Consider the following 22,232-nt stretch of genomic DNA (forward strand, 5'->3'; position numbering starts at 1 on the left):
CGTTTCTTTCCGTTCCTATCACCGCCGATATCCGTGCGGCCCGCCAAGGCCGCGTGGAGGGCGTCACTCGGGCTTTCGATCATGACCCATTCCCAGTTGCGTGCGCCGCGGGCGCTCCGCAATGCCTGTGCGCGGCCTCTGCCGCGCATGCTGAAACTTACCGTTCCGGCGCTGGCCGCCGGCGCGCTCGCCGCGAGCACCGCCGCGGCCGAAACCGTGCCTGCTGCCGGCGCGGCGACGGCCGACGCGGCCGCGCTGTTGCCGCCCGTCGAAGTCGTCGCGTCGCCGCTGTCGACGCCGCTCGTCGTCGTCACGGATCCGAAGGCGCCGCGCCAGCCGCTGCCCGCCAGCGACGGCGCCGATTACCTGAAGACGATCCCCGGCTTCACGTCGATCCGCAGCGGCGGCACGAACGGCGACCCCGTGCTGCGCGGGATGTTCGGGTCGCGGCTGAACATCCTGGCGAACGGGATGCCGACGCTCGGCGCGTGCCCGAACCGGATGGATGCGCCGACGTCGTACATCGCACCGGAAAGCTATGACAAGGTCACCGTCGTGAAGGGGCCGCAGACCGTGCTGTACGGTCCGGGCGCGTCGGCCGGCACCGTGCTGTTCGAACGTGTGACACCGCGTTTCGAGCGCCCCGGCATGCGCTTCGACGGCAGCCTCGTCGGGGGGGCGTTCGGCCGCAACGACCAGAACGTCGACCTGAGCGCCGGCACGCCGGACGTCTATGGCCGCGTGACCGCGAACCACGCGCATTCGCAGGACTACCAGGACGGCAACGGCAACACCGTGCCGTCGCAGTGGGACAAGTGGAACGCCGATGCGGCGCTCGGCTGGACGCCCGACGACCATACGCGCGTCGAGCTGACCGCCGGCACCGGCGACGGCTATGCGCGCTACGCCGGCCGCGGGATGGACGGCGCGCATTTCCGCCGCGAGACGTTCGGCCTGTCGTTCGACAAGCGGCATCTCGGCGACGTGCTCGACCGGATCGAGGCACGCGTGTACTACAACGAAGCCGATCACGTGATGGACAACTACACGCTGCGGCAGCCCGACCCGGCGAGCAGCATGCCGATGCGGATGGCCGCGGACGTGCGGCGCCGCACGGTCGGCGCGCGCGCGGCCGCGACGTTCCGCTTCGGCGACGACGTCAAGCTCGTCACGGGCGTCGATGCGCAATCGAACCGGCTCGATTCGCGTTCGGCGATGGGGCGGCAGAACTACCGCGACCAGCCGTGGAATGCGCAGGCGACGATGTGGAACGCGGGCGTGTTCGGCGAGCTGACCTGGTATGCGAGCGACGTGTCGCGCGTGATCGGCGGCGCGCGAGTCGACTATGCGAGCGCACGCGACAAGCGCGCGACGACGAGCGGCATGATGAAGAGCAAGCCGAACCCGACTTTCGACGACGACCGGTCGAGGGTGCTGCCGAGCGGCTTCGTGCGCTACGAGCGCGATCTCGCGTCGCTGCCCGTCACGTGGTACGCGGGGATCGGCCATGCGGAGCGTTATCCGGACTACTGGGAACTGTTTTCCGCGACCCGCGGGCCGGCCGGCTCGGTCAACGCATTCTCGGCGGTGCAGCCGGAGAAGACCACGCAGCTCGATATCGGCGCGCAATACAAGAGCGACCGGTTCGATGCGTGGGTGTCCGCGTATGCGGGTTACGTACAGGACTTCATCCTGTTCAACTATGCAGCCGGCATGATGGGCGCGACCACGCAGGCCACGAACGTCAACGCGCAGATCATGGGCGGCGAAGCCGGCTTGTCGTGGCGGCCGGTCGCGCCGCTGCGCGTCGAGACGTCGCTCGCGTATGCGTGGGGGCGCAACGTGGCGAGCGGCGATCCGCTGCCGCAAATGCCGCCGCTCGAGGCGCGCATCGGGCTCGAATACACGCGCGGTGCATGGTCGGCGGGCGGCCTGTGGCGCATCGTTGCGCCGCAGCATCGCTATGCACTCAACGCGGGCAACGTGGTCGGCAAGGACTTCGGCCCGAGCGCCGGATTCGGCGTGCTGTCGCTGCATACGCAGTACAACGTCAGCAAGACCGTGCAGATCTCGGTCGGCGTCGACAACGTGCTGAACAAGGCCTACACCGAGCATTTGAACCTCGCCGGCAACGCGGGCTTCGGCTATCCGGCGAACGCGCCGGTGATGGAGCCGGGGCGTACCGCGTGGGTGCGCGTGAGCGCGAAGCTGTAGCGAGCCACGCGTGTGTGCGTCGCAGCATGCGCGTGCCTGGGCGCCGCACCGCCCGAACGGGCGGCGCGCGTCAACCGATTAGAGAACCGTATCTAGTCGGGGCGCAAACGTTCGCGAGTCGTGCTTCACTCCCGCATTCGACACACGCGGCGCGCGCGATGCGGCGTGCGTGTCGATCCGGTGTCATTCGCACCGGCAGCACAATAACCAGGAGAACATGCATGGCCAAATCGATGCGTTCCAGGGTAATGGCAGGGGCAGTGGCATGCGCGATGAGCGTCGCGCCGTTCGCGGGGACGACCGCATTGACGACGCTCGCGACGACGCATACGGCGATGGCGGCAACCGCGCCCGCCGACGACTATGCGACGACGCGCTATCCGATCATTCTCGTGCACGGGCTGACCGGCACCGACAAGTATGCGGGCGTACTCGACTACTGGTACGGCATCCAGGAAGACCTGCAGCAGCATGGCGCGACCGTCTACGTCGCGAACGTGTCGGGCTTCCAGAGCGACGACGGCCCGAACGGGCGCGGCGAGCAGTTGCTGGCCTACGTGAAGACGGTGCTCGCCGCGACCGGCGCGACCAAGGTCAATCTCGTCGGTCACAGCCAGGGCGGGCTGACGTCGCGCTATGTCGCGGCCGTCGCGCCCGATCTCGTCGCGTCGGTGACGACGATCGGCACGCCGCATCGCGGCTCCGAGTTCGCCGACTTCGTGCAGGGCGTGCTCGCGTACGATCCGACCGGATTGTCGTCGACGGTGATCGCCGCGTTCGTCAATGTGTTCGGGATCCTGACGAGCAGCAGCCACAACACCAACCAGGACGCCCTCGCCGCACTGAAGACGCTGACGACTGCGCAAGCGGCCACCTACAACCAGAACTATCCGAGCGCGGGCCTCGGCGCGCCCGGCAGTTGCCAGACCGGCGCGCCGACGGAAACCGTCGGCGGCAACACGCATCTGCTGTATTCGTGGGCCGGCACGGCGATCCAGCCGACGCTTTCCGTGCTCGGCGTGACGGGGGCGACGGACACGAGCACCATTCCGGTCGTCGATCCGGCGAACGCGCTCGACGTGTCGACGCCCGCGCTGTACGGCACGGGCACGGTGATGATCAATCGCGGCTCGGGCCCGAACGACGGGCTCGTGTCGAGGTGCAGCGCGCTGTATGGCCAGGTGCTGAGCACGAGCTACAAGTGGAACCATGTCGACGAGATCAACCAGCTGCTCGGCGTGCGCGGCGCGTATGCGGAAGATCCGGTCGCGGTGATCCGCACGCATGCGAACCGGTTGAAGCTCGCGGGCGTGTGATCGATGGCGGCACGTGAAGGGCGCGCGCCGCTCGCGCGGCGCGCTGCAATCTATGGTGTCGTGGGGCTGGCGGCGATTGCCGGCGTCGCGATGTGGAGCGGTGCGGGATCGCATCGAGGCACGGGCGCGACGAGTGATGCGCAGGATGCGGCCGCGGTCGGGGGTGTAGCCACCGCCGCACCGCAGGCCGCCGCGCCGGCGAGGGCGGGCCTGCCGCCGTCGCTCGCCGGCTCCAGCGCGCCGCGGTTGCCGCTCGATGCAGGCGGCCATCTCGCGAAATCGCGCGCGGTGCGCGATTTCTTCGACTATTGCCTGACCGCGCAGAGCGACCTGAGCGCGGCCGCGCTCGACGCGTTCGTCGCCCGCGAAATCGCCGCGCAGCTCGACGGCACGGTGGCGCAGGCCGAGGCGCTCGACGTGTGGCACCGGTATCGCGCGTATCTCGACGCGCTCGCCAAATTGCCCGATGCCGGCGCGGTCGACAAGTCCGACCCGGGTGCGTTGCAGCTCGCGCTCGACCAGCGCGCGTCGCTTGTGTACCGCACGCTCGGCGACTGGAGCCAGCCGTTTTTCGGCGCGGAGCAGTGGCGGCAGCGCTACGACCTCGCACGATTGAAGATCGTTCAGGATCGCTCACTCACGGACGCGCAGAAGGCCGAGGGGCTCGCGGCGCTCGAACAGCAGATGCCGGCCGACGAACGCGCGGCGCGGCAGCGGGTGGAGCGGCAGCGCGCCGCGATCGACCAGATCGCGCAATTGCAGAAGAGCGGCGCGACGCCCGACGCGATGCGCGCGCAACTGACGCAGACCCTCGGCCCCGAGGCGGCCGCACGCGTCGCGCAGATGCAGCAGGACGACGCGTCGTGGCAGAGCCGTTACGCGGACTACGCGGCGCAGCGTGCGCAGATCGAGTCGGCTGGCCTGTCGCCGCAGGATCGCGACGCGCAGATCGCCGCGCTGCGGCAGCGCGTGTTTACGAAGCCCGGCGAGGCCGTGCGTGCGGCATCGCTCGATCGTGGAGCGGGAAGCGCGCATTGATCCGCGCGCCGCCGCGCGCGGCGGGCGTCATGCCGCGCGCGAGATGTTGCGTGGCAGATGTTGCTCGATGGCACGGGCGAGCGTGTCGAACGCGGGCCGGATGCCTTCGTGCGGGACGCATGCATAGCCGAGCAGCAAACCCTGCCGCGCGGTGTCGGCATTGCTGTAGTAGCTGGTGAGCGGGCGCACGATCACGCCGGCGTCGAATGCACTCTGCGTGACCGTGCGATCGTCGCACGCATCGGGCAGGCCGAGCACCAGGTGCAGGCCGGCCTCGTCGCCCATCACGGGCAGCGCGTCGCCGAAGCGCGCGCGGATCGCGTCGATCATCAGTTGCCGGCGCTCGCCGTACAGCGTGCGCATGCGTCTGACGTGCGACGTGAGGTGGCCGTCCATGATGAATTCGGCCAGCACGGCCTGCTGCATCAGCTGGCCTTCGCGGTACAACTCCGACAGCCCCGTGCGGAAGGTGTCGACCAGATGCTCGGGCACGACCATGTAGCCCATCCGCAGCCCCGGGAACAGCATCTTGCCGAGACTGCCGACGTAGATCACGCGGCCGCCGTCGTCGAGCCCCTGCAGCGACGCGAGCGGGCGGCTGCCGTAGCGGAATTCGCTGTCGTAGTCGTCCTCGATGATCCAGCAGCGGTGCTGGCGCGCATATTCGAGCAGCATGCGGCGCCGCGCGAGGCTCATCACCATCCCGAGCGGGTACTGGTGCGACGGCGTGACGAGCACGAGCCGCGGCGGATGCTGCATGTCGCTCGCGCGCGGGTCGAGCCCTTCCTGGTCGACCGGCACCGGCGCGAGCGTGAGGCCGGCCGCCTGCAGCACGCTGCGCACGCCCCAGTAGCACGGCTCCTCGACCCACGCGCGATCGCCGATGTCGGACAGCAGCCGCACCGCGAGATCGATCGACTGATGGATGCCGGTCGTGATGATCACCTGGTCCGGCGAGCATTTGACCGAGCGCGCGACGCGCAGGTAATCGGCGAGCGCGCGCCGCAGCGGGCGGTAGCCGCCGCCCGGCGCATAGGTCAGCAGCTCCGGATTGGCCTCCTTCCACAGCCGTGCCTGCAGGCGGCTCCACGTGCGGCTCGGGAATTCCGACACGTCCGGCACGCCCGGCATGAAGGCGCCCCACTGGCGCCGCGAGACGCCCGCATGCTCGACCAATTGCCGCCCGCGCATCGACAGGCTGCCCTGCGCGTCGGGCGGCGGGAGTTCGCCGGCCGTTGACGGCGGCGCGGCGCCCGGTACGCGGATCGCGGCGGCGTCCGGCCGCGTGTCGGCCACGTAGGTGCCGCTGCCGGTGGTCGTCAGCACGTAGCCTTCGGCGGTCAACTGGTCGTACACGTGCAGCACGGTATTGCGCGCGATCGACAGGTCGCCCGCGAGCGTGCGCGAACTCGGGAGCTTCGTCCCTGGCCCCAATTCCCCGGTCAGGATGGCCTGCTGCATCAGTTGCAGCAGTTGCCGGTACATCGGCTCGGACGAGCTGCGGTCCAGACGGGCGGACAGCCAGTCGGCGAGGATCACGGTATCCAAAGTGGTCCTACTAGGAATATTGAAATGGTTCCCTAGTATAGAACCGTGCGGGCCGTATAGTGGCTCGCATCTCAAAATCAATTGGCGCGGAACCAGGGGACAGCACGATGAAGTCCGATGATGTAATCGTCAGCTTTCGCGGCGTGCGGAAGACCTACGACGGCGAGACGCTGGTCGTCAAATCGCTCGACCTCGACATCCACCGAGGGGAATTCCTGACGCTGCTCGGGCCGTCCGGCTCGGGCAAGACCACCTGCCTGATGATGCTGGCGGGCTTCGAGTTCCCGACGGGCGGCGAGATCCGCCTCGACGGCGAGCTGCTGAACAACGTGCCGCCGCACAAGCGCAACATCGGCATGGTGTTCCAGAACTACGCGCTGTTTCCGCACCTGACGGTCGAGCAGAACGTCGCGTATCCGCTGACGGTGCGCAAGCTGCCGGCCGGCGAGCGTGCGGAGCGCGTCGCGCATGCGCTGAAGATGGTGCAGATGGAGCGCTTCGCGAAACGCTATCCGGCGCAACTGTCGGGCGGCCAGCAGCAGCGCATCGCGCTGGCGCGCGCGCTCGTGTTCGAGCCGAAGCTGGTGCTGATGGACGAGCCGCTCGGCGCGCTCGACAAGCAGTTGCGCGAACACATGCAGTACGAACTGAAGGCACTGCACGAAAAGCTCGGCGTGACCTTCGTGTACGTGACGCACGACCAGGGCGAGGCGCTGACGATGTCCGATCGCGTCGCCGTGTTCGACAAGGGCATCGTGCAGCAGCTCGACACCGTCGACCGCCTGTACGAATCGCCGTGCAACGAATTCGTCGCGAACTTCATCGGCGACAGCAACCGGCTGCGCGGCACCATCGCGCGCGTCGACGGCGAATTCTGCGAGTTCCGGCTCGACGACGGCACGAAGCTCGTCGGCCGCCATATCGGCGAGGCCGCCGAGGGCGCGGCGGCCGTCGCGTGCATCCGCCCCGAACGCATGAGCCTCGCCAACGGCCTCGCGAACGGTCACCAGAACGGCGCCGCCGCCAACCGCGTGACCGGCGAGGCGCGCAGCCTCATCTATTTCGGCGATCACGTGCGCATGCGCTGCGCGCTGCCGGGCCAGGACGAATGCTTCGTGAAGGTGCCGCTCGGCACCGGCGCGCTCGACGCGTTCTCGCCCGGCGCACCCGTCTCGCTTGCGTTCTCGCCCGAACACCTGCGCGTGTTCGCGTGAGCATGGCTCACCCGGTTTCCCGTAGCACGTCGTCAACAACAAAGCCCACTTCCACCACGAGAGGAGAGGAACCATCATGAAACGAGCAAGCTTTACCGCGCGCCGCACGGCGCTCGCGCTGGCGCTGGTCGCGTTCGGCGCATCGGCCGCCGCTGCCGAACTCACGGTCGTCAACTTCGGCGGCGCGAACGGCGACGCGCAGAAGGTCGCGTTCAACCAGCCGTTCGAGAAGGCGACCGGCAACAAGGTCACGGCCGTCGAATACAACGGCGAGCAGGCGAAGGTGAAGGCGATGGTCGAGGCCAAGCACGTCAACTGGGACGTGGTCGAAGTCGAATCGGGCGACCTGAACCGCGGCTGCGACGAAGGGTTGTACGAGAAGCTCGACTGGTCGAAGATCGCGAAGAAATCCGACCTGATTCCGGAATCGCCGCAGGTGTGCGGCGTCGGCTTCTTCGTATGGTCGACCGCGCTGTCGTACAACGCGGACAAGCTGAAGACCGCGCCGACCGGCTGGGCCGATTTCTGGAACGTGAAGAAATTCCCCGGCAAGCGCGGGATGCGCAAGGGCGCGCGCTACAACCTCGAATTCGCGCTGATGGCCGACGGCGTCGCGACGAAGGACGTCTACAAGGTGCTCGGCACGAAGGCCGGCCAGGATCGCGCATTCAAGAAGCTCGACGAGCTGAAGCCGTACATCCAGTGGTGGGAAGCGGGCGCGCAGCCGCCGCAGTTCCTGGTCGCCGGCGACGTCGTGATGTCGACCGCGTACAACGGCCGCATCGACGCCGCGCAGAAGGAAGGCAAGAACCTGAAGGTCGTGTGGAACGGCAGCATCTACGACCTCGACTACTGGGCGATTCCGAAGGGTTCGCCGAACAAGGCGCTCGCCGAGCAGTACATCGCGTACACGCTGACGCCGAAGCCGCAGCAGGCGTATGCACAGCACATCGCGTACGGCCCGGCGAACGTCGCCGCGATCAAGTCGCTCGACGCGAAGACGCTCGCGAACCTGCCGAACTCGCCGGCCAACGGCAAGAACGCGGTACTGGAGGACATCGGCTTCTGGACCGACCACAGCGACGAGCTCGAACAGCGCTTCGCCGCGTGGGCCACGAAGTAACCGGTCGGGCATCCTGAAGGATGCCGTGATGCAACCGGCCGCGCGACGCGTCGAACCCGTCGCGCGGCCTTCCGCCGGAACGTGCCCGGCCGGAGAGAACCGTTGAATACGATCACGATCGCGCCTTCCTCGCCGTCGACCGCCGCGCTCAAGCGCGAGCTGAAGGCCGCCGAGGCGCGCAAGCGCACGATGGCGCTGCTGCTGGTCGCGCCGCTCGCGATTTTCCTGCTGCTGATCTTCGTCGTGCCGATCGGCACGCTGCTCACGCGCGCGGTGCAGAACCCGGAAATCGCGACCGCGTTGCCGAACACGGTCGCCGCGTTGTCGGGCTGGGACCGCAAGACGCCGCCGGCGGACGCCGCGTATGTCGCGCTCGCGGCCGACATGACGAAGGTGGCCGACAGCGAGGCGATGGGCGCGCTCGCACGGCGCCTGAACACCGAGATTCCCGGTTATCGCTCGCTCGTCGCGAAGACGGCACGCGCGATGCCGATCAAGGGCGACGGTAACGCGGGCGACGCGGCGCTGACGCCCGCGCAGACGCGCGCGAAATTCATCGATCTCGATGCGCGCTGGGGCGAGCCCGCGTACTGGCAGGCGATCGCGAAGAACGGCAGCCAGGTGTCGCCGTTCTATCTGCTCGCCGCGCTCGACCACAAGCAGGACGGCTTCGGCCATATCGTGCAGGCCGATCCCGATCAGTCGATCTACCTCGCGATCTTCGGGCGCACCTTCGTGATCGGCATCGCCGTCACGCTGTTCGCGCTGCTGCTCGGCTATCCGCTCGCGTACTGGATCTCGACGCTGTCGGAACGGCGCGCGAACCTCGTGATGATCCTCGTGCTGATTCCGTTCTGGACGTCCGTGCTGGTGCGCGTCGCCGCATGGATCGTGCTGCTGCAGAGCGAAGGGCTCATCAACACGGCGCTGATCGGCAGCGGGCTGATCTCGCATCCGCTCACGCTGCTGTTCAACCGCGTCGGCGTGTACATCTCGATGACGCACATCCTGCTGCCGTTCATGATCCTGCCGCTTTACAGCGTGATGAAGTCGATTCCGCCGACCTACCAGCGTGCGGCCGTGTCGCTCGGCAGCCATCCGTTCGCCGCGTTCTGGCGCGTGTACGTGCCGCAGACGTATCCGGGCGTCGGCGCGGGCGCGCTGCTCGTGTTCATCCTCGCGATCGGCTACTACATCACGCCCGCGCTGCTCGGCGGGCCGAACGACCAGATGGTCAGCTACTACGTCGCGTACTTCACGAACGTGACGATCAACTGGGGCATGGCGTGTGCGCTCGGCGGGCTGCTGCTCGCGGCGACGCTCGTGCTGTATGCGGTGTACGGGCGCTTCGCGCGCTCGAACGTGAGCCTCGGCTGAGCGCCGGGCACAGGAAAACGGGAAGGGGATGCCGACCATGAAACTCGCCAGGCCGCTGTTCGCGCCGCACATGTCGTTCGTCGAGCGCGCGTGGTACGTCGCATTGCGCGTGCTCGTCGTGCTGACGCTGCTGTACCTGATCCTGCCGGTGCTCGCGATCGTGCCGCTGTCGTTCTCGTCGAGCACGTTCCTCGTGTATCCGATTCCAGGCTTTTCCACGCGCTGGTACGAGAACCTGATCGCGTCGGACGAGTGGCGGATGGCCGCGAAAAACAGCTTCATCGTCGCGCCGTCGGCGACCGTCGTCGCGACCGTGCTCGGCACGCTCGCGGCCATCGGCCTGACCAAGGCCGACTTCCGCGGCAAGGCGTTGCTGATGGCCGTGCTGCTGTCGCCGATGATCGTGCCCGTCGTCGTGGTCGGCGTCGGCATGTACCTGTTCTTCGCGCCGCTCGGGCTCGCGAATACCTACACGGGGCTGATCGCCGCGCACGCGGCGCTCGGCGTGCCGTTCGTCGTGACGACGGTGGCCGCGACGCTGCAGGGCTTCAACCAGAACCTCGTGCGCGCGAGCCTGTCGCTCGGCGCGAATCAGGTGTCGACCTTCTTCCGCGTGACGCTGCCGGTGATCGCGCCGGGCGTGATGTCGGGCGCGCTGTTCGCGTTCGCGACGTCGTTCGACGAAGTGGTCGTCACGCTGTTTCTCGCGGGCGCGGACCAGACGACGCTGCCGCGCCAGATGTTCACGGGCATTCGCGAGAACATCAGCCCGACGATCGCCGCGCTCGCGACGATCCTGATCATTTTCTCGACGAGTTTGCTGCTCGCGCTCGAATGGCTGCGCGGCCGCAATGCGCGGCGTGCGGTGTCGTAAATGGCGGCGGCCGGCCGCGTGCCGTCCGGCGGGGCCGCGAGTGCGCCGGTCGTTGCGTCTGCATCGATGGCGCGCGCCCGCCGCGGCGCACCGAATCTTTCGTTTCGCTGACTGACGAGGCGGCCGCCTGCACGTTCGATGCGGCTCTGCAACAATACGGCTCGCGGTGCCGCGCGTTCCCGTGCTGCTGCACGGGGCGTCCGGCGCCGCGCCGCTCAATCCGCGACGCCGCGCGTCGCTCGTCAGCCGAGCCCATCTTGTCCGAATTCGCTTCCCCCGCCGGCGCGCACGAGCCGGCCGTCAACTGGCGCGCGATGTCCGCCGTGCTGCTGGCCGTCGCGCTCGCGACGCTCGACACCGCGATCGCGAACACCGCGCTGCCCGCGATCGCCGCCGACCTGCACGCGTCGCCGGCCGCGTCCGTGTGGATCATCAACGCGTACCAGCTCGCGATGGTCGCGACGCTGCTGCCGTTCGCGTCGCTCGGCGACATCGTCGGCCACAAGCGCGTGTATGTCGCCGGGCTGGCGGTGTTCACGCTGGCGTCGCTCGGTTGTTCGCTCGCGGCCACGCTGCCGATGCTGACGGCCGCGCGCATCGTGCAAGGCTTCGGCGCGAGCGCGATCATGAGCGTGAACGTCGCGCTGATCCGCGGCCTGTTCCCCGCGCACCGGCTCGGGCGCGGCGTCGGCTTCAACGCGCTCGTCGTCGGCGTGTCGTTCGCGGTGGGGCCGACGATCGCGTCGCTGATTCTCTCGGTGGCCGCATGGCCGTGGCTGTTCGCGGTGAACGTGCCGCTCGGCGTGTTCGCGCTCGCCGTGGCGATTCCGTCGCTGCCGCGGACGGCGCGCGGCAAGCATGTATTCGATCCGGTCGCCGCGCTGTTCAACGTGATCACGTTCGCATCGCTGATCTTCGCGCTCGGCGAATTCGCGCAGCGCGGGCCGCGCTCCGTCGTGTTCGCGGCGGCCGCGGTGGCATTCGCGTTCGGCTGGCTGCTGATCCGCCGCCAGGCCGGGCACCCGGCGCCGATGCTGCCGATCGACCTGTTCCGCCGGCCCGTGTTCACGCTGTCCGCGCTGACCGCCGTGTGCGCGTTCGCCGCGCAGGGGCTTGCGTTCGTGTCGCTGCCGTTCTATTTCGAAACCGTCCTGCATCGCAGCGCGGTCGAAACGGGCTTCCTGATGACGCCGTGGTCGGCGGTCGTCGCGCTCGCCGCGCCGATCGCGGGGCGGCTGTCGGATCGTTATCCGCCCGGGCTGCTCGGCGCGATCGGCCTCGCGCTGCTGAGTGCGGGGATGGTGTCGCTCGCCGCGCTGCCGGTGTCGCCGGGCGTCGTCGACATCGGCTGGCGGATGATGCTGTGCGGCGCGGGCTTCGGCTTCTTCCAGTCGCCGAACCTGAAGGCGCTGATGTCGAGCGCGCCGCCCGAACGCAGCGGCGGCGCGAGCGGGATCATCGCGACCGCGCGGCTGATCGGGCAGGCCACGGGCGCGGCGCTGGTTGCATTGTCGTTCGGGATCGCGGGCCGCCACGGGCCGACGCTTGCGTTGATGCTCGGTGCGGGGTTCGCGGGCGCGGCGAGCGTCGCGAGCGGGCTGCGGCTGTTCGCGCCGTCGCATCGGGCCGGCGCGCCGGTCGTGTCGGAGCGCGTGAAGGAGCCGGCGGCGGAGTAGCGCGCGGCACGGTCACAGCCGGCGCGCGGCAAGCCATCGCCGCGCGCCGGCTTTCATGCATCGCTCAGAACCCGCCCGACTTGATCAACTGGTTGAGGTTCGCGATGTTCAGGCTGCCGAAGCCGGTCGTCAGATCCCAGCCGGTGCCGGCCTTGTAGCCATACCCCTGATAGCCGTTGTTGCCCGACACGACGTCATAGCGCACGAGCGACGGATGCGACGGAATGTCCGCATAGAAGTTGCCGGCCGGGAAGCCGAGGCCCGTGCCGTTCGCCGCGAGCAGCCGCGCCCAGAAGCCCGTGAAGATCGGTGCGGCGAGACTCGTGCCGCCGATCTGCTGCAACTGGCCGTAGTTATAGATGTACGCGCCCGTGCTTTGCGCGGCATCGAACGCGACGTCCGGCAACCGGCGATTGCTGCCCGATTGCCACGACGGCGCGGGCAGGATCGAGCTGACGCCGCCGCCCGTTGCCCACAGCTTGCCGTTCGAATCGAGCCCTTCGTTCCACACGGTCTCGTTCGAGAACGCACCGGCCGACGTCGTGTACAGCGTCGTGCCGCCGATCGCGAGCACGTGCGGCGACGAAGCCGGCCACGACACCGTGTAGTTCGAGCCGTCCGGATAGCCGCGGTTGTTGCACTCGTACACGCCTTCGTCGCCCGACGATACCGAGAACGTCTGGCCTTGCGCGGCTGCCGTCGTGAAGATCTGTTCCTCGGCGTCGAGCGTGCCGTCCGCGTCCGCATCGGTTTCGCACCAGCCGAGCGAGACGTTGATCACCTTCGCGGTGTTGTCCGACACCGCGCGGTTGAACGCCTGCGTGAGGCCGGTGTTGCCGGCGGCGTTCAGGTCCGCCATGTAGAACACGAGCTTGCCGACCTGGCCGCCGGCCGAGCCGACGATCGACTGGCTGTCGAGATCCCATTCGCCCTGGCCGTCCTGGTCGTCGGCGTAGCTGCCGCCCGTGCCGTTGGTCTTGACGGTCTGCGTCGAGACCGTGCCGTAGCCGTTGCTCGACGTGAACTGCTTCAGGTCCTGCAGCGTCTGCGACACGCCGCCGATCGTGATGATGCCGACGGTCACGCCGGCGGCGGTCGGCACGCCGGTCGCGTTGTAGAGGCCCGGGAATTCCTTCGGATAGTGGCCTGTCGCCGTGCCGGCCGCGAGCGCCTGCGGCTTCGCCACGTTGCCGATGCGCAGCATCGGCCGCGCCCGCGCGACACTTTGCAGCCCGAGCACCGAGCCGACGACGTCGCCGAGTGCGCGCGGCACCTGCGCGGTCGACGTGTTCGCGAAACCCGAGCGGCCCGCGTACTGGAAGTGCACGAGCGACGTGTTGAACGCGGCCTTCACCGTGCCGGCCGTGCCGCTGGCGGAGACCAGCAGGCGGTTCGGCGCGACCTCGACATTCGTGAAGCCGCTCTTGTGCAGATAGTCGACGACCGACTTCACCTGCGCATCGGTCGGCGCGTAGTCCGCGAGGAACTGCTCGTGCGTCAGGTACTGGCGGTAATGCGCGCTGCCGGGCCGGTTCACGTCGCGCGCCAGCTGCTTGAGCTGCGCGGCGTTGCGCAGCTTCAGGCTGACGACGACGTTGGTCGTCTCGCCGGCCGCGAGTTCGAGCGACGGCGCCGCACTGCGCGCCATCAACTGCGGGCCGGTCAGAAAGGCTTTCGTATGGGTATCGACCCAATCCGTCGCCGCATGCGCCGCAGCGGCGGCGAACACGAGCGGTGCCACGCACGCCAGGCGGCGGGGCGACGGAAGGGGAAGGGCAAACCAGGCGTTCCTTTTCATCGGGAGTCCTTTTTTAGGAGAGGCGACGTTACTGGAACCCCCGGCCCTTGTGGGGCCGCGAGCGGTGACGAGCGTAGGGCGTCGATGCCGTTCGGGTAGCTGCCAGTTTCCATAGCTGTCAGTTCTGACAACCGGACGCATGGCGGGCACGCGCGGCGGCGTACGCGACGGCGATGGTGGGCCCGGTGAGCGAACCGGTTTGCGGTACGACGGCGCGGCAACGCGCGTCGCTCGCACACACGAGCCGTTCGTTGCAGCATCGGAATGTGCGCGGTCCCGGAAGGGCGCGCCGCATGGATGCATGGCGTGTGCGTGTCAATGGCTGCGCGCCGTATCGCACTATGTGGTCATTGGAAGCGACTCGTCAGGAACGGATTCGCGCATGCACAACGACGGGGCCGGTGGAGCCCGGATGTTTCCCGAACTGTGGAACAGCGCGCCGGGCAGTCTTGCAGGCGGCTTTCGGATCGCGTGGCGCGACTGCGGATTAGAGGAGAGTCTCGAATTCGACGAAGGCCGCGTGCCGGCGCGACCGAGCGATGCGTGCGCCGAATCGAACGGCGCCGTTCGCGAAATCCCGCCTTGACTCGAGCCGATCAGCGGATATTCTTGAATTCATAACCACAGAGTTATGAATTGTGACCGATATGCAGAATGCACACGACACGCTTTTCCGGACACTCGCCGATCCGACGCGCCGCGCGCTTTTCGAGCGGCTGTGCGCGGAGGGCGAGCTGACGGTTGCTGCGCTCACGGCCGATGCGGGCGTGTCGCAGCCGGCCGTGTCGAAGCACCTTGGCGTACTGAAGCAGGCCGGGCTCGTGAACGACCGTCACGAAGGCCGGCAGACGCACTACAGCGCGCAGCCGCAGGCGCTGGCCCCGTTGATCGACTGGACGAGCCAGATGGCGGGCTTCTGGCGGAGCCGGTTCGATGCCCTTGAAGATCTGCTCAAAAGGATGGATCAGTAATGAACCAAGCCACTACCGAAACACGCTCCGTCGTCGTCGACCGGGAGCTGCCCCATCCGCCGGAGAGGATCTGGCGCGCGCTCACCCAACCGCACCTGATCGAGGCGTGGCTGATGAAGAGCGACTTCGAGCCCGTCGCGGGCCGGGCGTTCAGCTTCCGGGCGGACTGGGGCTCGGTCGACTGCACGGTCCTCACGATCGAGCCGCACCGCGCGCTGTCCTATACGTGGGCGGCCCACGGCCTCGAAAGCGTCGTGACGTGGACACTCACGCCGACGCCTGCCGGCACGCGCCTGCGCATGGAGCAGGTCGGCTTCCGGCCCGATCAGGAGCAGGCGTATCGCGGCGCGCAGTACGGCTGGGTACGGTTCCTCGACGCGCTCGAACAGGTGCTGGCGCGCCCCGACGCGCAAACGGAGGCCCGCGCATGAGTACGCGTGCCAACGAGCTGCAACCGTCCGAGCGCATCGACGCGCTGATCGCCGGCATCGCCGACTGGCGCGGCGAGACGCTCGCCGACCTGCGCCAGACGATCCTCGATGCGCAAGCGGGCATCGTCGAGGAATGGAAGTGGATGGGCAGCCCCGTGTGGTCGTGCGACGGGATGATCGCGGTCGCGAACGCGCACAAGGGCAAGGTGAAGCTGACGTTCATGCACGGCGCGCACCTGCCCGATCCCGACGGGTTGTTCAATGCGGGCCTCGAAGGGAACGCGCGTCGCGCGATCGATTTTGTCGAAGGCGACGAGATCGACAAGCGGGCCTTGAAGCACCTCGTGCGTGCGGCAATTGAATACAACCGCATGCATTTGAAGAAGAACGCGCGAGGGGCGGCCGCGAAGGCGCGCGGCGACAAGGCGGCGTAAGGCCGCATCGAGCACCGGCGAAAAAAAGCCCGACACGAGGTCGGGCATCCAAATCGGCCGCAACCGCCCGCGAGGCGGCTGCGGCACCTGCAACAGGCAGCGCTTACGCTGCGAGCAGCGAGCGCAGCACGAACGGCAGGATCCCGCCGTGCTTGTAGTAGTCGACTTCGATCGGCGTATCGATGCGCAGCAGCACCGGCACGCGCTGCGTTTCGCCGTTCTTGCGATGGATCACGAGCGTGACGTCCTGCTGCGGCTTGAAATCGTCGCCGAGGCCTTCGATATCGTACGTCTCTTCGCCGGTGATGCCGAGCGACTGGACGCTGTCCGCGCCCTTGAACTGCAGCGGCAGCACGCCCATGCCGACCAGGTTCGAGCGGTGGATGCGCTCGAAGCTGCGTGCGATCACGGCCTTCACGCCGAGCAACTGCGTGCCCTTCGCGGCCCAGTCGCGCGACGAGCCCGTGCCGTACTCCTCGCCCGCGAACACGACGGTGGGCGTGCCGGCGGCGACGTACCGCATCGCCGCGTCGTAGATCGACTGCTGTTCGCCGCTCGGCTGGTGGATCGTCAGGCCGCCTTCGACGCGCGTGCCGTCCGGCTTCGCCGGGATCATCAGGTTCTTGATCCGGACGTTCGCGAACGTGCCGCGCATCATCACGTCGTGGTTGCCGCGGCGCGAGCCGTAGCTGTTGAAGTCGGCCTTCTGCACGCCGTTTTCCTTCAGCCACTTGCCGGCCGGCGAATCTTCCTTGATCGAGCCTGCCGGGCTGATGTGGTCGGTCGTGACCGAATCGCCGAAGATGCCCAGCGCGCGCGCGCCCTTGACGGTCGGGATCGACGCGGCCGGTTCCATCGAGAAGTCGTTGCCGAAGAACGGCGGCTCGGCGATGTACGTCGATTTCGGCCAGTCGTAGACCTCGCCCGTTTCGCCCTCGATCTTGCTCCAGAGGTCGCCCTTCTTGGTCAGCTTCGAGTAGTTGTCCTCGAACTTCTTCGGATCGAGCGCGAACTTGAGCAGCGCGTGGATCTCGTCGCTCGTCGGCCAGATGTCGCCGAGGTAGATGTCGCGGCCGCCCTTGCCCTTGCCGACCGGCTCGGTCATCAGGTCGCGCGTGATGTTGCCGGCGATCGCGTACGCGACGACAAGCGGCGGCGACGCGAGGAAGTTCGCGCGGATGTTCGGGTGGATGCGCGCTTCGAAGTTACGGTTGCCCGACAGCACGGCCGCCGCGACGATGTCGTTCTTCGTGATCGCTTCGTTCAGCTCCGGCGTCAGGTCGCCCGCGTTGCCGATACAGGTCGTGCAGCCGTACGCCGCGACTTCGAAGCCGAGCTTCGACAGGTAGGGCAGCAGGCCCGTCTTCGTCAGGTATTCGGTGACGATGCGCGATCCCGGCGCGAGCGAGGTCTTGATCTTCGGATCGACCGTGAGGCCGGCCTCGACCGCCTTCTTCGCGAGCAGGCCCGCCGCCAGCAGCACGCTCGGGTTCGACGTGTTCGTGCACGACGTGATCGCGGCGATCAGCACGTCGCCGTTCTTCACGTCGACGCCGTTGCTCGTCGTGTACTGCGTGTTCAGGTCTTCCGCCTTCTTCGCGAAGCCGTTTTCCGCGACCGGCTTCGAGAACAGGTCGGTGAACGTCGACTTGACGTGGCCGATCTCGATGCGGTCCTGCGGGCGCTTCGGGCCCGCCAGCGACGGCGCGACCGTCGCGAGGTCGAGCGTCACCGTCTTCGTGTAGTCGATGTCGCCGGCCTTCGGAATGCCGAACAGATTCTGCGCCTTGAAGTAGTTTTCGAACGCGGCGATTTCGGCCTTCGTGCGGCCCGTGCCTTCGAAGTACTCGATCGTCTTTTCGTCGACCGGGAAGAAGCCCATCGTCGCGCCGTATTCCGGCGCCATGTTGCCGATCGTCGCGCGGTCCGGCAGCGACAGCGAGCGCGTGCCTTCGCCGAAGAATTCGACGAACTTGCCGACGACCTTCTCCTTGCGCAGCATTTCCGTGATCGTCAGCACGAGGTCGGTGGCCGTCACGCCTTCGCGCAGCTTGCCCTTCAGCTCGACGCCGACGACGTCCGGCGTCAGGAAGTACACCGGCTGGCCGAGCATGCCGGCTTCCGCCTCGATGCCGCCCACGCCCCAGCCGACCACGCCGATGCCGTTGATCATCGTCGTGTGGCTGTCCGTGCCGACGAGGGTGTCCGGGTAGTACACGGTGTCGGCGCCGTCCGTCTTCTTGTGGACGCCGCGCGCGAGGTATTCGAGGTTCACCTGGTGGACGATGCCCACGCCCGGCGGCACGACCTTGAACGTGTCGAACGCCTGCATGCCCCACTTCATGAACTGGTAGCGCTCGTTGTTGCGCTGGAATTCCAGCTTCATGTTCAGGTCGAGCGCGTCCTTCTGGCGGAAGTAGTCGATCTGGACCGAGTGGTCGACGACGAGATCGACCGGGACCAGCGGCTCGATTTTCTTCGGGTTCTTGCCCGTGCGCTCGGCGACGCCGCGCATGGCCGCGATGTCGGCGAGCAGCGGCACGCCCGTGAAATCCTGCAGCACGACGCGCGACACGACGAACGGAATCTCGTCGACGCGCTTCGCGGTCGGCTTCCAGTTCGCGAGCTGCTCGATGTGCTCTTCGGTGATTTTCTTGCCGTCGTAGTTGCGCAGCACGGACTCGAGCACGATGCGGATCGACACCGGCAGGCGTTCGATCTTCGTCTTCAGTTCCTTGCCGAGCTGCGGCAGCGAGTAGAACTTGCCTTTGCCGGAACCGCTGTCGAATTCCTTGAGGGTCTTGTGGAGATTGTGGGCCATGGTGATTTTCCTGGGTTTGAGGCTAGGAAACAAAGAGTCCTGTATCTGACGGCTAGATCATATACAGATCGACGTACTCATCGACCGGCATCGCTTCGAGCTTTGCCTGGTCCAGCGACACGTCGAGAATCGCTTGTTGCTGCTTGGCCGGAAAGCGGCGGGCGAGGTTGGTCCTGAACTTCTCGACCAGCAGCGGGATGCCGTCCGCACGGCGCCGCCGATGGCCGAGCGGGTACTCGACCGCCACTTCGGCAAGCTTCGATCCGTCCGTGAACTCGATCGTCAGCGCATTCGCGATCGATCGCTTGTCCGGATCGTGATAATCCTTCGTGAATTGCGGATCCTCGACGCACACGGTCTTCGCGCGCAGCGCGTCGATGCGCGGGTCCGCCGCGGCCGAGTCTTCGTAGTCGGCCGCGGTCAGCCGGCCGAACAGCAGCGGCACGGCGACCATGTACTGGATGCAGTGGTCGCGATCGGCCGGATTGGCGAGCGGGCCCTGCTTGTCGATGATGCGGATCGCGGCCGCGTGTGTGCGGATCGTGATCCGGCCGATGTCGTCGGTCGTGCGGCCCGCCGCGGCGAGCCGCGCGTGCAGCAGCAGCGCGGCCTCGGCGGCCGTCTGCGCATGGAATTCGGCGGGGAACGCGATCTTGAACAGCACGTTTTCCATCACGTACGTGCCGTACGGGCGCTGGAAGCGGAACGGCTTGCCGTCGAACAGCACGTCGTAGAAGCCCCAGGTCTTCGCGGTGAGCGCCGACGGATAGCCCATTTCACCCGTTTTCGCGATCAGCGCGAGGCGCACCGCGCGGGACGTGGCGTCGCCGGCCGCCCAGGATTTGCGCGAACCGGTGTTCGGCGCATGGCGGTAGGTACGCAGCGCGTGGCCGTCGACGAACGCGTTGGACACCGCGTTGATCAGCTCGTCGCGCGTGAGCCCGATGAGGCGCCCGACGACGGCCGTCGATGCGACCTTCACGAGCAGCACGTGGTCGAGCCCGACCGCGTTGAACGAATTCTCGAGGGCGAGGCAGCCCTGGATCTCGTGGGCCTGGATCATCGCGACCAGCACGTCACGCATCGCGAGCGGCTTGCGGCCGGCCGCGCGGGCCGTGCGGGAGAGCCAGTCGGCCGTCGCCAGGATCCCGCCGAGGTTGTCGGACGGATGACCCCATTCGGCGGCGAGCCAGGTGTCGTTGAAGTCCAGCCAGCGGATCATCGCGCCGATGCCGAACGCGGCCTGGACGGGATCGAGCTGGAAGGACGTGCCGGGCACCTTCGCGCCGTTCGGCACGATCGTGCCGGGCACGACGGGGCCGAGCAGCTTGGTGCAGGCAGGGTAGGACAGCGCCTCGAGTCCGCATCCGAGCGTGTCGATCAGGCAATGACGCGCCGTCTCCAGCGCGAGCGCGCTGTCGATGCCGGTGTTCAGCACGTAGTCGACGATGTCGACGAGTACCGTATCCGGAGCAGGGCGGACGTTGGAGACCGGGGCGGACATCGAGGGGCCGAGAGCGGAAAAATGCGCGCGCTTAGTTCGTTGCCGGCTTCAGTTCGTTCGCCTGCGTCGGCGCTGCGCCGCCTTGCGCCATTTCCGGCGTCACGCACTCGTCCGCGAGGCGCTCGCCGCCGTTCGCGTCGGAGAACAGCATCGCCTTGGTCGGGATCACGACCAGCTTGAAGCCTGCTGCCGGATCGTAGAACGTGTCGGCGCCCGTCGTCGTGGTCTGGCGCGGCAGCTTGTAGTTCTTCTTCGCCCAGTGAACCGTGACGACCTGGTCGCGCTTCATGTCGCCGGCGAGGTCGAACGACAGACCTTCCTTGCAGGACCACTTGACCGCGCCTTCCGGCACCGGATCGACCTTGGCGGCCGCGCGCGCCTGCGCCTTCTTGCTGCGCGGGATGATGCGCTTGGCCGGCGCCGGGCGCTTGGCCGCTGCCTTCTTCGCGGTCGTGGTGGCCGTACCCTGGGCAAACGCGCTCGGAGCCGACACCAGCATCGTGGCGGACAAGGCGCCGATGGCGGTAGCGATCAGGAGTTTCTTCATGGAGTCAGAACCTTTCGATAATCAGTTGACAAGGGCCGGCAATCGACACTGCCGGCCGGTTTGAAACTGCACGCGCCCCGAAAGCGCGCAGCGGCCGCTATTTTCACCTATTTGGCCGCGCATATATCAGGTTTTCGGGCTCCGTTACGTTTTTTGTCGTTTCGCAAACGTCTGCCGGCTCGCGTGCCGGCGGATGCATGCAACGCGTGGCTCGGCCGGCGGCGCGCACTCAATGCGCGACGCCCGCGGCGGCCGGGCCGAACAGCGGCGCGGCCTCGGACGGTACGGGCTGGCCGGTGGCCCGCGCACGGCGCAGCACCGACCAGTAATAACGATAACTCGCGCGATCGTGCAGCGTATCGCCGTGGCGCGTCGGGCCCCAGTCGGCGGCCTGCGCGGCCAGCAGGATCTCGGCGGCCAGCGCGACTTCGTCGGTGCGCGGGGCGAACGCGTCGACGATCGCGCGGATCTGCGCGGGGTGAATGCTCCACATCCGCGTGAAGGCGAATTCGTCGCGCGCGCGGCGCGCATCGCCGGCGACCACGCTCATGTCGCGCACCTCGGTCGTCACATTGTGTGACGATGTTTTGCCGTGTGCGTGACAGGCCGCGGCGATTTCCAGCTTCGCGCGGCGCACGAGCGGGTGATCGAACTGGCCGGGCGAGCGCATCGCGGAGTCGGGGATCGCGCCGTGGTGCGCGGAGACGAAATCCATCAGCCCGAAGCTCAGCGTGCCGACCGTCGGCAGCGCGGCGAGGGCGGCCGCCTGCGCGAGCGCGCCGTGCGTTTCGACCAGCACGTCGACAGGGATCGGTTGCGCGATGCCGAGCTCGCGGCGCGTGCCTTCGATGAACGCGGTCATTTCGGCCGCGTCGGCGGCGTTCGCGATCTTCGGCAGCGTGATGTAGGCCGGTACGCGCGCCGCGCGCAGCACGATGCGCACGTCGTCGCGCCAGTGCGGGTGGGAAAAGTCGTGGATGCGCACGCCGACGCGGCCGAAGCGGTTCTCGGCGCTGCCGAGCAGGTCGGCCACGAGCGCCGCGTGCGCGGCTTCCTGGCCGACGGCCGCGCCGTCCTCGCAGTCGAGCGTGAGGTCGAACACGGGACCCAGCTCGGCCTGCAGTGCGAGCGACTTGCGCATCAGCTTCTCGCTGCCCGCGTAGTGATCGCAGCAGGGCAGGATCGCGGGCGGGGACGCCCCGTCGTAGAGCACTTGTGCAGGAGTGAGCGCGGCCATCTCTTCTACGTCAGGGAAGCGGGTCAACGTGGAGAAAATCGGATTCGGGCAGGTTCTGGGCCGGCGAGAGGTGGCGCGAGGCGGCAAAACGTGCGCGAATCGGATCGCT

Annotated in this window: 17 protein-coding genes; 11 read left to right on the top strand and 6 right to left on the bottom strand. The window is 67.8% G+C overall.

Features of this window, described 5'->3' with window-relative positions; all coding sequences use genetic code 11:
- Positions 1-81: 81 nt before the first annotated feature.
- From KPB06_RS25990 to KPB06_RS26000, 3 genes are all read left to right on the top strand, one after another.
- Positions 82-2,214, top strand: a complete 2,133-nt coding sequence (locus KPB06_RS25990) for a TonB-dependent copper receptor (RefSeq protein WP_124657196.1) — start codon at positions 82-84, stop codon at positions 2,212-2,214.
- Positions 2,215-2,435: 221 nt separating this feature from the next.
- Positions 2,436-3,530: an esterase/lipase family protein gene (locus KPB06_RS25995; protein ID WP_275905940.1), complete on the top strand. Its 1,095-nt coding sequence runs from the start codon at positions 2,436-2,438 to the stop codon at positions 3,528-3,530.
- Between the two features lie 3 nt (positions 3,531-3,533).
- On the top strand, positions 3,534-4,568 hold the full coding sequence (locus KPB06_RS26000; protein ID WP_275905939.1) for a lipase secretion chaperone: 1,035 nt from the start codon (positions 3,534-3,536) through the stop codon (positions 4,566-4,568).
- Between the two features lie 27 nt (positions 4,569-4,595).
- Here the strand turns inward: KPB06_RS26000 and pdxR are convergent, their stop codons facing one another.
- Positions 4,596-6,116, bottom strand: coding sequence for a MocR-like pyridoxine biosynthesis transcription factor PdxR (gene pdxR, locus KPB06_RS26005; protein ID WP_059639156.1), 1,521 nt, complete (start codon positions 6,114-6,116; stop codon positions 4,596-4,598).
- A gap of 107 nt (positions 6,117-6,223) precedes the next feature.
- Here pdxR and KPB06_RS26010 point away from each other — a divergent pair, with 107 nt between their 5' ends.
- The 5 genes from KPB06_RS26010 (at position 6,224) to KPB06_RS26030 (ending at position 12,380) form a co-directional block, all read left to right on the top strand.
- Positions 6,224-7,330 carry an ABC transporter ATP-binding protein gene (locus tag KPB06_RS26010; RefSeq protein ID WP_059582835.1) on the top strand — a complete coding sequence of 369 codons (1,107 nt, stop codon included), beginning with the start codon at positions 6,224-6,226 and terminating at the stop codon, positions 7,328-7,330.
- A gap of 76 nt (positions 7,331-7,406) precedes the next feature.
- On the top strand, positions 7,407-8,453 hold the full coding sequence (locus KPB06_RS26015) for an ABC transporter substrate-binding protein (protein ID WP_059582832.1): 1,047 nt from the start codon (positions 7,407-7,409) through the stop codon (positions 8,451-8,453).
- 102 nt (positions 8,454-8,555) lie between these two features.
- Positions 8,556-9,830, top strand: a complete 1,275-nt coding sequence (locus KPB06_RS26020) for an ABC transporter permease (protein WP_275905938.1) — start codon at positions 8,556-8,558, stop codon at positions 9,828-9,830.
- Between the two features lie 37 nt (positions 9,831-9,867).
- On the top strand, positions 9,868-10,704 hold the full coding sequence (locus tag KPB06_RS26025; protein WP_275905937.1) for an ABC transporter permease: 837 nt from the start codon (positions 9,868-9,870) through the stop codon (positions 10,702-10,704).
- A gap of 257 nt (positions 10,705-10,961) precedes the next feature.
- Positions 10,962-12,380 (top strand): MFS transporter, encoded by a 1,419-nt coding sequence (locus KPB06_RS26030; RefSeq protein WP_081075298.1) that lies wholly within the window; start codon positions 10,962-10,964, stop codon positions 12,378-12,380.
- Between the two features lie 64 nt (positions 12,381-12,444).
- Here KPB06_RS26030 and KPB06_RS26035 read toward each other — a convergent pair whose 3' ends face one another.
- Positions 12,445-14,178, bottom strand: a complete 1,734-nt coding sequence (locus KPB06_RS26035; protein ID WP_060009501.1) for a S53 family peptidase — start codon at positions 14,176-14,178, stop codon at positions 12,445-12,447.
- A gap of 647 nt (positions 14,179-14,825) precedes the next feature.
- Here KPB06_RS26035 and KPB06_RS26040 point away from each other — a divergent pair.
- The 3 genes from KPB06_RS26040 to KPB06_RS26050 are packed head-to-tail and all read left to right on the top strand — an operon-like array spanning position 14,826 to position 16,014.
- The gene (locus tag KPB06_RS26040) at positions 14,826-15,149 is read left to right on the top strand and encodes an ArsR/SmtB family transcription factor (RefSeq protein ID WP_059582824.1); all 324 of its coding nucleotides are present in this window, start codon (positions 14,826-14,828) and stop codon (positions 15,147-15,149) included.
- A complete protein-coding gene (locus KPB06_RS26045; protein WP_124860652.1) occupies positions 15,149-15,580 on the top strand; it encodes an SRPBCC family protein in 432 nt (143 codons plus the stop codon). Before KPB06_RS26040 ends, KPB06_RS26045 begins: the two co-directional genes overlap by 1 nt.
- Positions 15,577-16,014 (top strand): DUF1801 domain-containing protein, encoded by a 438-nt coding sequence (locus KPB06_RS26050; RefSeq protein WP_059582820.1) that lies wholly within the window; start codon positions 15,577-15,579, stop codon positions 16,012-16,014. The genes KPB06_RS26045 and KPB06_RS26050 overlap by 4 nt, the downstream gene beginning before the upstream one ends.
- A gap of 103 nt (positions 16,015-16,117) precedes the next feature.
- Here KPB06_RS26050 and acnA read toward each other — a convergent pair whose 3' ends face one another.
- The 4 genes from acnA to KPB06_RS26070 form a co-directional block, all read right to left on the bottom strand.
- Positions 16,118-18,835, bottom strand: coding sequence for an aconitate hydratase AcnA (gene acnA / locus KPB06_RS26055; RefSeq protein WP_059582818.1), 2,718 nt, complete (start codon positions 18,833-18,835; stop codon positions 16,118-16,120).
- Positions 18,836-18,887: 52 nt separating this feature from the next.
- On the bottom strand, positions 18,888-20,339 hold the full coding sequence (locus KPB06_RS26060; RefSeq protein ID WP_275905936.1) for a bifunctional 2-methylcitrate dehydratase/aconitate hydratase: 1,452 nt from the start codon (positions 20,337-20,339) through the stop codon (positions 18,888-18,890).
- Positions 20,340-20,370: 31 nt separating this feature from the next.
- Entirely contained in the window at positions 20,371-20,886 is a 516-nt protein-coding gene (locus KPB06_RS26065) for a hypothetical protein (protein WP_059582813.1), read from the bottom strand.
- 229 nt (positions 20,887-21,115) lie between these two features.
- Positions 21,116-22,123 carry an HpcH/HpaI aldolase/citrate lyase family protein gene (locus KPB06_RS26070; RefSeq protein WP_275905935.1) on the bottom strand — a complete coding sequence of 336 codons (1,008 nt, stop codon included), beginning with the start codon at positions 22,121-22,123 and terminating at the stop codon, positions 21,116-21,118.
- Between the last annotated feature and the right edge of the window lie 109 nt (positions 22,124-22,232).

Source organism: Burkholderia semiarida, assembly GCF_029268935.1.
GTDB lineage: Bacteria > Pseudomonadota > Gammaproteobacteria > Burkholderiales > Burkholderiaceae > Burkholderia > Burkholderia semiarida.